The 11,770-nt window shown below is 59.0% G+C and carries 10 protein-coding genes; 9 read left to right on the top strand and 1 reads right to left on the bottom strand.

Annotated features, from left to right (window positions below; translation table 11 throughout):
- Positions 1-237 precede the first annotated feature (237 nt).
- The 7 genes from ACW9H9_RS15715 (at position 238) to hxsA (ending at position 7,145) form a co-directional block, all read left to right on the top strand.
- Positions 238-795, top strand: a complete 558-nt coding sequence (locus ACW9H9_RS15715; RefSeq protein ID WP_457344062.1) for a helix-turn-helix domain-containing protein — start codon at positions 238-240, stop codon at positions 793-795.
- 11 nt (positions 796-806) lie between these two features.
- Complete coding sequence (locus ACW9H9_RS15710; protein ID WP_457344063.1) at positions 807-2,153, top strand: glutamine synthetase family protein; 1,347 nt, start codon at positions 807-809, stop codon at positions 2,151-2,153.
- 36 nt (positions 2,154-2,189) lie between these two features.
- Positions 2,190-3,287 carry a DNA alkylation repair protein gene (locus ACW9H9_RS15705; RefSeq protein ID WP_457344064.1) on the top strand — a complete coding sequence of 366 codons (1,098 nt, stop codon included), beginning with the start codon at positions 2,190-2,192 and terminating at the stop codon, positions 3,285-3,287.
- Between the two features lie 299 nt (positions 3,288-3,586).
- Entirely contained in the window at positions 3,587-3,823 is a 237-nt protein-coding gene (locus ACW9H9_RS15700; RefSeq protein ID WP_457344065.1) for a His-Xaa-Ser system protein HxsD, read from the top strand.
- 1 nt (position 3,824) lies between these two features.
- Complete coding sequence (gene hxsB, locus ACW9H9_RS15695) at positions 3,825-5,315, top strand: His-Xaa-Ser system radical SAM maturase HxsB (RefSeq protein WP_457344066.1); 1,491 nt, start codon at positions 3,825-3,827, stop codon at positions 5,313-5,315.
- Between the two features lies 1 nt (position 5,316).
- Positions 5,317-6,546, top strand: coding sequence for a His-Xaa-Ser system radical SAM maturase HxsC (gene hxsC / locus ACW9H9_RS15690; RefSeq protein WP_457344067.1), 1,230 nt, complete (start codon positions 5,317-5,319; stop codon positions 6,544-6,546).
- The gene (gene hxsA / locus ACW9H9_RS15685; RefSeq protein WP_457344068.1) at positions 6,543-7,145 is read left to right on the top strand and encodes a His-Xaa-Ser repeat protein HxsA; all 603 of its coding nucleotides are present in this window, start codon (positions 6,543-6,545) and stop codon (positions 7,143-7,145) included. Before hxsC ends, hxsA begins: the two co-directional genes overlap by 4 nt.
- Positions 7,146-7,272: 127 nt before the next feature.
- Here hxsA and ACW9H9_RS15680 read toward each other — a convergent pair whose 3' ends face one another.
- Positions 7,273-8,178, bottom strand: coding sequence for a LysR family transcriptional regulator (locus tag ACW9H9_RS15680; RefSeq protein WP_457344069.1), 906 nt, complete (start codon positions 8,176-8,178; stop codon positions 7,273-7,275).
- Positions 8,179-8,306: 128 nt separating this feature from the next.
- Between ACW9H9_RS15680 and ACW9H9_RS15675 the strand changes: the two genes are divergently transcribed.
- Together ACW9H9_RS15675 and ACW9H9_RS15670 are read left to right on the top strand one after the other, a co-directional pair.
- The gene (locus ACW9H9_RS15675; protein WP_457344070.1) at positions 8,307-9,950 is read left to right on the top strand and encodes a GMC family oxidoreductase; all 1,644 of its coding nucleotides are present in this window, start codon (positions 8,307-8,309) and stop codon (positions 9,948-9,950) included.
- Between the two features lie 64 nt (positions 9,951-10,014).
- On the top strand, positions 10,015-11,637 hold the full coding sequence (locus tag ACW9H9_RS15670; protein ID WP_457344071.1) for an MFS transporter: 1,623 nt from the start codon (positions 10,015-10,017) through the stop codon (positions 11,635-11,637).
- Positions 11,638-11,770 lie beyond the last annotated feature (133 nt).

Here is an 11,770-nt window from a genome sequence, read left to right as displayed (position 1 = left end):
CGCCTACAGGGCGCCTTCGGTTGGTTCAGTTACACCACTTCCAGGGACACGATCCTCACCGAGGAAACGATCGCTTAATCACACAGAACGGCGCAAAGAGCCCAACACAGCTTTTTTGTGACGGACCCAGCGCCGTCGCGAACCGACAATGGCCGATTTGCAAATGCCAATTGATTTCATGAAATTTACGGGTTAAATTTTCATGAAATTAATTGATGAAAATTTCACAACCCGTGTATGGACAAACAATCAGAACTCGCCACCCTGGCCACATTGATCCACGACCTGCGCAAACACAAAAAACTCACCCTGGCCCAGCTAGCCCATAAAATCGAGCGCTCGGTGGGCTTTGTCTCCCAGGTCGAACGAGGCCTGTCGCGCCCCACCGTGGCGGACCTCACCGCCATCAGCCACGCGCTGGACGTGCCCACCACTTACTTCTACAGCCGGCCCAAACCCCAAGCGCTGGACTGGGTCACGCGGCCCAACGAACGGCGCACGGTGTATTACGCCAACGGCATCACCGACATCCTCGTGTCACCGAGCATGAACGGTGCGTTTTCCCTGCTCGACAGCCTGCTGGAGCCCGGCGCGACCAGTGGCGAGCAGACCATGAGCGACCGCGCCGAGCAGGCGGGTTATGTGCTGGAGGGGGAATTGACGGTGTGGGTGCAGGGCCAGGCCGGAGCGGTCACCCTCAAGCCCGGCGACAGTTTCCACCTCGCCAGCTTCGCCCACTGCCGCTACGGCAACCTGAGCGATCTGCCCGCCCGCGTCTTGTGGGTCTACAACTAGGAGCACTACCGGTGAACAGTCATGCGTCCAAACTGCTGGCCGAGGTACGGAGCTTTCGCCAGCAGCACCCTGATGTGCGTTATGTCGACCTGATCGCCCTGGACATCCCCGGGCATTTCTACGGCAAGCGCTACCCCATAGACCTGCTGGAAAAAGTCGCCGCCGGCAGCCCCTTGAAGCTGCCGCAGAATGCCGTATTGCTCGGCGCCCAGGGCGGGCTGTTCAAGATTGGTGACTATTGCTTCAACGACGGCGACCCCGACGCCAACCGTCGCCTGGTGCCGGGCACACTCAAGCCCGTGACCTGGGAAAACCAACCGTTGGGGCAGATGCTGATCACCTCCGACGGCACCGCGGCGCCCATCGAATTCGAACCCCGCGAGGTGCTGGCCAAGGTGCTGGAACGCCTGGCACACAAGGGCATTCATCCGGTGGTGGCCTTTGAGCTGGAGTTTTATCTGTTCGACAAAACGCTCGCTGACGGCCTGCCGCAATTTGCCCGCGACCCGCTGAGCGGGGACGCCGACGATCAGCCCAACCTGCACATCGAGCGCCTGTCGCGCTTCAGCGATGTGCTGGACGATATGGCGCAGACCGCCCGGGCCCAAGGCATCGACATCACCGTGATCACCGCCGAGATCGGCCCCGGCCAATTTGAAATCAACTTCGGCCATCTTGACGACGGCATGCGCGCCGCCGACTGGGCCGCCCTGTTCTGCCGCAGCACCCGGGGCGTGGCGCTCAAGCATGGCTATCGCGCCAGCTTCATGGCCAAGCCGTACCTGCAATACCCCGGCAGCGGCATGCATGTGCACGTCAGCCTTTACGACGGCGCGGGCAACAACCTGCTGGCGGCCCATCAACAGCAACCCTTGCGTCACGCGGTGGCGGGTTGCCTGGAATTGCTGCCCCACTGCATGCCGATTTTTTCGCCCAACCACAACGCCTTTCGCCGCCTGGGCGGCACCGTCAACGCGGCCACGCGCGCGTGCTGGGGCTTTGAAGACCGCGATGCCTGCGTGCGCATTCCCGAGTCCGACCCGCGCAACCTGCGCATCGAGCACCGCCTGGCCAGCGCCGACGCCAACCCGTATCTGGTGCTCGCAGCCATCCTGGCGGGGCTCGAGCATGGTCTGGAGGCCGGTCGCGAGCCCATCCCCCCCTTGAACGAAGACCGCAACAGCGGCGCGGACTTCCCGCTGGAAATGCTCCAAGCCTTGCGGGCCATGCAGCATCAGCCTGTACTGCGCGAGAAACTGGGTGGGGAGTTCATGGACGTGTACTGCGAGAACAAACGCCAGGACCACCTGGCCTTTCAACAGGCGATTCATGCACGGGAATATCGCTGGTTTCTGTAGTAGCCTCTTGGGCCCCTTCCCCACCAGCGAACCCCCATGACCGACCAAAGCGCCCCGGCCCTCAAGGAAATCTTCAACGTCGAACGCCTGCAACACATCGCGACCGAAATGAGCGCGGTGTACCCGGCGTTCGACGCCAAGGGTTTTCTCAAGCACGCCAAGGCCGGGTTGGCCGAACTGTCGGTGATGCAGCGCATGGCCCGGATCAGCGAAAGCCTGCACGCGGTAATCGCGCTGGACTACCCACACACCCTCGAGCGGCTCTACGCACTGGCGCCGCGCCTGAACAGCGGGTTTGTCAGCCTGTTCCTGCCGCATTACGTGGCCAGTTACGGGGGCGATGACTTCACGCGCTCCATGGCCGCGCTCAAGTACTTCACCACGTTTGGCTCGGCCGAGTTCGCCATCCGGCCGTTTCTGCTGCGCGACTTCGACCGCACCCTGGCGGTGATGCACGAATGGTCCCTGGATGAAAACGAACACGTACGCCGCCTGGCCAGCGAAGGGTCGCGGCCACGGTTGCCGTGGTCGTTTCGCCTGCCCCAGGTGCAGGCCGACCCCAACCTGTGTGCGGCGATCCTGGACAACCTCAAGGCCGACAGCAGCCTGTATGTACGTAAATCGGTGGCCAACCACCTCAACGACATCACCAAGACCCACCCGGACTGGGTGCTGACCCTGATCGAAGGCTGGTCACTGGACAACCCCCACACCGCCTGGATCGCCCGCCATGCGCTGCGCAGCCTGATCAAACAAGGCAACAACCGCGCCCTCGCGATCATGGGCGCCGGGGCCAGGGCCGAAGTGAACATCCACGGGTTCAGCGTCACGCCCGCGGTCATCCGCATCGGTGAGCGGATCAACCTGTCTTTTAGCCTGGCGTCCACCGCCGCCCACCCGCAAAAACTGGTGGTGGACTACGCCATCGACTACGTGAAAAGCGCCGGGCACAGCGCCGCCAAGGTGTTCAAGCTCAAGGCGTTTACGTTGGGGCCGGGGCAAACACAGGTGATCAACCGCGAGCAGCACATTCGTGAACTCACCACCCGCAAGCACTACCCCGGCAAGCATGCGGTACACGTGTTGGTGAACGGCGAAAAACTTGCCAGTGCCGAGTTTGAATTACGCACCTGAGCCTTGGAGGGTTGGCGCAAGAACAGCGTGGTGTGTCAGGCAATTCCGTATGACGGGTTTGGGGTTACTGCGTAAGACATGCCCAATCACCACAAGCCCACCCTTCATTGATCGACATGCCCAACAGCAAACCAAATACAAAAAATCGCAGAACACATCAAGAGTAATGGCAATTAGCCTCTTATTTGAGGCATTATCCCGCACCATACAGAGGGTTATTGGAAGGGAGTCCTATTTTGACCTGGTCGCTGACGCTTACTCTTGACCCACAGGTGTACCCCCTACGGGTAACACAGCGCATGGCTTACAGCTTGGCACACACGCTTTCAATTTTGATTCGCCAGCAAGGTCAGCAGCTTGTGCTGGACGTTACCCCGAACGACCCAACCAACTTGCTGGGCTATGCCGCGGATACCGCAAAAGCATTGGTTCTGCGCCATTTAAACGACTTTGCATTACGTGATCAGATTGCTCAGGAGACAGCGGGACTAAGAGAAATACTCGCCAGCGTTGCGCTGCAAGAATGTGGTCGTTGATATGCCTGCCGTGCTGATAGCCAAACAGACCGACTACCAATTGCTCCCTTTTCGCTTTATGCGAATGCCAGAGGTGGGTAACTCACAGGTCCTGATAACGTCGGAGACAGGCGAATACCTGTTTGTCGGTGAAAGCGAACTGCCGAAAATCGTTCATAGGCAGCTTGACCGTCAATCATCACTGTACAAAGACTTGCTCGCGCGACATTTCATCTACGAACCTGCCGTACATGTACCGTTTCCCGAAATAGCAGCGCAGATACGCAGCAAAAAAAGTTTCCTGTTTGGTGGACCGGCACTGCATCTGTTTGTGGTGACACTGCGTTGCAATCACACCTGCCAATACTGCCAGGTGTCCCGCGCGCCCTTGGGCGGGAGCCACCATGACATGTCGGCTGAAGATGCCCTGCACGCAGTTGACCGACTATTTGAATCGCCCTCTCCCGTACTGACCGTGGAGTTTCAAGGCGGCGAACCATTGCTTGCTTTTGACCGTGTCCGGCAAATCATCGAAGCCATCAGCGCCCGTAATGAACGGGAACAACGAAGCATTCAGTACGTTATCAGCAGCACACTGCATCATCTGACAGATGAAATCCTGGCATTTGCCAAACAACACGCTGTGCAGTTTTCTACTTCGTTAGACGGCCCGGCTTTTTTGCATAATGCCAACCGCCCTACACCTGAAAAAAACGCATACCAGCGAACGCTGGAAGGCATTCAGCGAGCCCGTCATACGCTGGGACACGATGCTGTTTCGGCGCTCACAACACTAACGGCTCGTAGCCTTGAGCACCCACAAGCGATCATTGACGAGTACGTGAAACAAGGTTTCAACAGCATTTCGTTACGTCCACTGAGCCCCTATGGCTTCGCAAAAAAATCCGGTCACCGGCTGGACTACTCGATGGACCACTACCTGGCCTTCTACAAACAGGCGCTGGAGTATCTGATCAAGTTAAACAGCGAAGGCACTTATTTGAGCGAGGGTTACGCCTCGCTGTTGCTAAATAATATCCTTACGCCTTTTTCCAGCGGATACGTCGATCTGCGCTCACCACTCGGCGCAGCAGTAGGCACTCTGGTCTACAACTATGACGGCGACGTTTATCCATCAGACGAAGCACGCATGTTGCTGGAAATGGGTGAAAACGGCCTCAGGCTCGGAAATGTCCGTCAACCATTGAGCGAATTGCTTGGCTCACCCGTTGTCGATCTCCTCCTAGATGCAGGCATAGCTGAAGCGTTGCCGGGCTGCTCAGACTGTGCACTAGTCCCCTATTGCGGTGCCGACCCCATAGAACACTTTGCCCGTCAGGGGGATCCTGTGGGGCACCGTGCATTCAGCACTTTTTGTCAGAAAAACACCGCGCTTCTGACGCATTTATTTAGCGTGTTACGCCAAGGTGATCGCACGACCCAACGAGTACTCATGTCTTGGCTTGCACGACGATCACTCGACGATATGCCTCATGCCGGGTATGGAGGTTGAGATGCTCAGGCTGGACACTCAATTCGATATAAAAAACCTTAATACAGCTCGCCTGCTCAAGGTCATCACACCGGAGGAACTCATTGAAAAGGGGACATCGGCGTGCGCGGGCAATGTGACCTTCGACGATTTTTTATTATGGCTCACACCCGCAAATATTCTTGAGCAACCCCAATTCTTAACCCTGCCCGTGGCCGGAATACTCTTGGCCACAGCGACAGACGTTCATTTGGATTATCAAGGAATAATGCTCGCATCCGCCAAGGATGAACGGGTCGTACAACCCGGCGATGTGATTGCCCTTTCACCCGCATCGGCAGTAGTACGCGTGCTGTACAGACGTCACGCCAACAGCAATCTGCTGTTCATAACGGACCGTTGCAACAGCCTGTGTTTGATGTGCTCCCAGCCGCCCAAAGATATCGATGACTACTGGCACATAGATGAAAACTTGCGTTTGATTGACTTGATGGACGTGGGTGATGAGCAAATTGGTATCAGCGGTGGTGAACCCACCCTCTACGCTGACGGCCTGCTTGCATTAATCAAGAAAGCCAAAGACGTTCTTCCTGAAAAGTCACTGCATATTCTGAGTAATGGTCGCTTGCTGGGAGAACCGTCATGGCTCGCGGCGCTAAAAGAGATCAAGCACCCTCGCTTGACCTGGGGCATCCCGTTGTATGCAGATACAGCTGTAGAACACGACTACGTCGTGCAGGCCCCTGGCGCATTTAGCGAGACAATGCGTGGCCTTTATAACTTGGCGAGAGCAGGACAAACCATCGAAATCAGGGTCGTACTCAGTCGTTTAACTGCGCCACGACTCGCTGAGCTGGCCCACTTTATTTTCCGTAATCTACCTTTTACCCAGCATGTCGCGATGATGGGCATCGAGAACACTGGCCTTGCCAAGAAAAATTACGAAGCGCTGTGGATCGATCCACTGGACTACCAGGAGGTATTAGCGGATGCCTGCCACTACCTTGATATACGCGGCTTGACAGTATCGATCTATAACCTGCCCATCTGCGTATTAACCCCCTCACTGTCGGCGTTCTATCGGCAAAGCATTTCCGACTGGAAAAACCTGTTTATCGAAGCCTGCCAATCTTGTGCAGTACGGCATCAATGCGCTGGCTTTTTCAAATCCCATTCCCTTCGCTGGCAGAGTCGCGGCATTCGTCCGTTGAGCCTTGACGAAGGTTCCCACTACACAAGGAGTGCCCTATGACACTGATGGATCGTTGGAAAATGTTGATTGGCCGTGGCATCGCATTGGTCCCCGTCGCTTTAAGCCCGTTGGCACAGGCTCAACAAATGGCTGTGGCCCAACCTGAATGGAAAACGACAGACAAACCGCCAGTGTTCACTAACACGCTCAATTCACCGAATGCCGCCAACATTTATGCCGCGCATCGCTCACACAGCTCGCATCGCTCCCATAGCTCTCACAGTTCGCATTACAGCGGATCGGGGGGCTACAGTGCCCCGCGCAGCTATACGCCGCCCGTTTCGGTAGTTTCGCCGCGCTCGACCTACACCACACCAGGCGCTAGCCCAAGTTCGGTAAATCGTTTGAATGGTTCATCCACTTCATCCGCATCCACATCGACAGCCAGCAAATCGGCAGGAACCGCCGAACGGAATGAACTGGTACGACGGGTCCAAATGGCTTTGTTGATCAAACAGTACTATCGAGGGGCTATCGACGGCGTATTGGGCAACGGCACTCGCGGAGCGCTGATGGCATTTCAAGCTGACGCAAGTCTGCAAAATCATGGCCGTATGGACACTCCAACCCTGAATGCGCTGGGGATCGCGATTCCCTAAAGTATTTGACCCAAGGTTGGTGAGGTGCTCGAGACCACCACAAATTAGTGTGCGAGATGGCTTGCCCGCGATAATCATAAATGCTTAAACATTTACCACGCAGGCAAGTCAGCGCCCCTACGTTTCACTAAGGCTTCTTGAGCCCCCCCTCACCTTGCAACACCGCCTGCTCCCGCGCGCACAGCTCCACCACGTAGTCCCACAACACCCGCAACCGCACCGACTTGTGCAGTTCGCGCCGGGAGCTGATCCAGTAGCTGCGCTGGATGCTCTCGCCCGGCAGCAACGGCACCAGGTCCGGGTCGTTGGCGGCCATGAAGCACGGCAGCACCGCCACTCCCAGCCCCGAGCGGGCGGCCTGGTGTTGGGCGATGACGCTGGTGCTGTGAAACACCACTCGGGGGTTGCGGCAAAAGCTGCTGAGGAAGTTCAGTTCCTGGCTGAACAGCAGGTCATCGACATAATCGATCCACGCATGCGCGGCGAGGTCTTCGCGTTTTTCGATGGGCGGGTGGCGGTCCAGGTAGCGGCGGCTGGCGTACAACGCCAGGCGGTAGTCGGTGAGTTTGCGGGTTACCAGTTGGTCGACGCTGGGGCGTTCCAGGTGGATGCTGATTTCCGCCTCGCGGTTGAGGATGCTGACAAAACGCGGCACCGCCACCAGCTCCACTTCCAGCTCCGGGTAGCGCTGGAACAGGTCGCCCATGCGGCTCGCCAAGAACATCACACCCAGCCCTTCTGCCACCCCCAGGCGGATTTTGCCCAGGGGCGCGGCGGAGTGGGTCAGTTCTTCTTCGGCCAGCAGCGCGACGTTTTCCATGGCTTCGGCATGTTTGAGCAGGGCTTCGCCGGAAGGCGTTAGCTCGTAGCCCTGGGCGTGCTGCACGAACAGCGCAGTGCCCAGGCTTTTTTCGATGGCTTCGATGTGGCGGGCCACGGTGGCGTGGGTGGTTTTCAGGCGTTGGGCCGCGGTGAGCAGGCGTCCGCTGCGCTGTAACTCGAGAAAAAACCGCAGATCATTCCAATCGAACATGTCGCCTCGCTCCTGTAGGCCTGTGCATCGCTGTTTAAAAACGCACAGCAGCTGGGTAAAAACTAACATTTTTAAGACGAAAACTAACAACTAGGATGGGCCCATAAGAAAAACAAGCGAGACTTCAGATGCCCATTGCAACTGCTGATTACGATTACGTGGTCGTAGGCGCCGGCCCCGCAGGCTGCCTGCTCGCCAATCGACTGTCCGCCAACCCTGCCCACCGCGTGCTGCTGCTGGAAGCGGGCGGACGCGACAACTACCCCTGGATCCATGTGCCCGTCGGCTATCTGTTCTGCATCGGCAACCCACGCACCGACTGGTGCTTCAAGACCGAGGCACAGGAAGGCCTGCAAGGCCGTGCCTTGAGTTACCCGCGGGGCAAGGTGCTGGGCGGGTGTTCCTCGATCAACGGCATGATCTACATGCGCGGCCAGGCCCGTGACTATGACGGCTGGGCCGAACACAACCCCGGCTGGGCCTGGAAGGACGTGCTGCCCCTGTTCAAGCAGAGCGAACACCATTTTGCCGGCGGTTCCGAGGTCCACGGCGGTAGCGGGGAATGGCGGGTGGAACAGCAGCGTTTGTCATGGCCGATCCTGGATGCGTTTCGTGAGGCGGCGTCAGAAAGTGGCATCGCCCCTGTCAGCGATTTCAACGGCGGCGACAACGAGGGCTGCGGTTATTTCCAGGTCAACCAGAAGGCCGGGGTGCGTTGGAACGCGGCCAAGGCGTTTCTCAAGCCGGTTCGCCAGCGGCCCAATCTCACGGTAATGACCGACGTTGAAGTGGACCGCGTGGTGCTGGAAAACGGCCGGGCGTCCCGCGTACTCGCTCGCCAGCACGGCCAGGCGGTGAGCTACAAGGCCCGCCACGAGATCATTCTGTGCGCCGGTTCCGTGGGCTCGCCGGGCATCCTGCAACGCTCCGGTATCGGCCCTTCGAGCGTGCTCAAGCCGCTGGGCATCGAGGTAGTACACGAGCTGCCGGGCGTGGGCGGGAACTTGCAGGACCATCTGCAATTGCGCTTGATCTACACGCTGGAGAACGCCCGCACTCTCAATCAGATCGCCGCCAGCGTGTGGGGCAAAATGGGCATGGGCCTGCGCTACCTGTACGACCGCAGCGGCCCGTTGTCCATGGCGCCCAGCCAGCTCGGCGCGTTTGCCCGCTCGGGGCCGGAGCAGGTGTCGGCCAACCTTGAATACCATGTGCAACCGCTGTCGCTGGAGCGTTTTGGCGAACCCTTGCACGCCTTCCCGGCGTTTACCGCATCGGTGTGTGACTTGCGCCCGCACAGCCGTGGCCGCATCGATATCCGCTCGGCCAACCCCGCCGACGCGCCGCTGATCCGCCCCAACTACCTGAGCCACCCGGAAGACTTGCGGGTGGCCGCCGACGCCATCCGCCTGACGCGACGCATCGTTGCCGCACCGGCCTTGAAGCCGTTCAAGCCGGTGGAGTACCTGCCCGGCGAGGCCCTGCACACCGAAGAGCAACTGCATGAAGCCGCCGCGCGTATCGGCACCACCATCTTTCACCCGGTGGGCACGTGCCGCATGGGCAACGGGGCAGAGGCCGTGGTGGACGCGCAACTTCGGGTGCACGGCATTCCCGGCCTGCGCATCGCCGATGCGTCAATCATGCCGCGCATTACATCCGGCAACACCTGCTCACCCACGCTGATGATCGCGGAAAAGGCCGCGCAGCTGATCCTGTCACCGAACACACGACGCTTCACCCCGGAGAACGACCGCGTTACCGCAATCTGAATAGCGGCGCCGTGCAGGCGCCGACAGTGGAACAACAATAAATAATCACTGTGAGGGCTACCCGATGTCAGAACAGGCTCAACCGCTGCACCCAACGCTGCGCGCCACCACCGCCAAGGAGTCGCAGAAGGTCATCTTCGCCTCCTCGCTCGGGACGGTGTTCGAGTGGTATGACTTTTTCCTCTACGGCGCCCTCGCGGCGGTGATCAGCAAGCAGTTTTTCGCCGGGGTCAACGACACCACCGCGTTTATCTTCGCGTTGATGGCGTTTGCCGCAGGTTTTGTCGTGCGCCCGTTCGGTGCGCTGGTGTTTGGCCGCCTGGGCGACATGATCGGGCGCAAATACACGTTTCTCGTCACCATCATCCTGATGGGCGTGGCCACGTTTTGCGTGGGGCTATTGCCTACGTACGCGAGCATCGGCCTTGCGGCGCCGATCATCCTGGTGGTGCTGCGCATGCTGCAAGGGCTGGCCCTGGGCGGCGAATATGGCGGCGCCGCCACGTATGTGGCCGAGCACGCGCCCGCGGGCAAGCGCGGCTTTCACACCAGTTGGATTCAGTCCACGGCCACCCTCGGGCTGTTGCTGTCGCTGCTGGTAGTGCTGGCCTGTCGCTACTTCACCGGCGACCAGTTCGAGGTGTGGGGCTGGCGCATTCCGTTCTTGTTTTCGATTGTGCTGCTGGGTATTTCCACCTGGATCCGCATGAGCCTGCACGAGTCGCCCGCATTCCTGAAAATGAAAGAGGAAGGCAAGGCCAGCAAGTCGCCAATCCGCGAGTCGTTCGGCACATGGGAAAACCTCAAGGTGGTGCTGATCGCGCTGTTCAGCATCAACGCCGGGCAAGCGGTGACGTTTTACGCGGCGCAGTTCTACGTGCTGTTTTTCCTCACCCAGTTCCTGAAGATGGACCCGGCGCTGGCCAATATGCTGCTGATCATCAGCGTGGTGATCGGTGCGCCGTTCTTTATCTTTTTTGGCTGGCTGTCGGACAAGCTGGGGCGCAAGCCGGTGTTGATGGTCGGCCTGCTGCTGGCCACGCTGCTGTACTTCCCGATCTTCAAGGGCCTGGCCCACTACACCAACCCGGCGATGGACCGGGCCAGCGGCCAGGCGCCGATCACGGTACTGGCCGACCCGGCCACCTGCACCTTCCAGTTCGACCCGGTGGGCAAGGCGCGTTTCGACAGCCCATGCGACAAGGTCAAGACCTTTCTGGTCAAACAGGGCCTGCCCTACAGCAGCGCCGCCGCTGCGGCGGGCAGCACCGTGCAGGTGAGCGTGGGCGATGTAAAAATCGACGGCTTCGACGAGGCGGCGCTCAAAGGCGCGATCACCCTCGCGGGCTACCCGCAATCGGCCGACGTTGCGCAGGTCAACAAAACCATGGTGGTGGTGCTGATCGTTGCGCTGATCCTGATCGCCGCCATGTGCTACGGCCCGCTGGCAGCCTTGATGGTGGAACTGTTCCCGACACGTATCCGCTACACCTCGATGTCCCTGCCCTACCACATCGGCAACGGTTGGTTTGGCGGCTTCCTGCCCACGGTTTCGTTCGCCCTGGTGGTGTACACCGGCGATATTTTCTACGGGCTGTGGTATCCGGTGGCAATCACGGCGGTCAGTCTGGTCGTTGGGCTGTTTTGCCTCAAGGAAACCCGCCACGTCGATATTGAAAAACGTTAGAAGCAGCCAGCTTCAGGCAGCAAGTAAAGAGCCACCTGGCTTTTACTCGCTGCTTGAAGCCTGTGGTGACACACTTCGCCGCCAAAAACTGTACATCCATACAGATAAAACTTGAACTATCCCGCCCGCTCTC

This window comes from Pseudomonas sp. SDO5215_S409 (assembly GCF_054071325.1).
The sequence above is the reverse complement of the archived record's forward strand: the minus strand, read 5'-3'. Positions and strand labels throughout refer to the sequence as shown.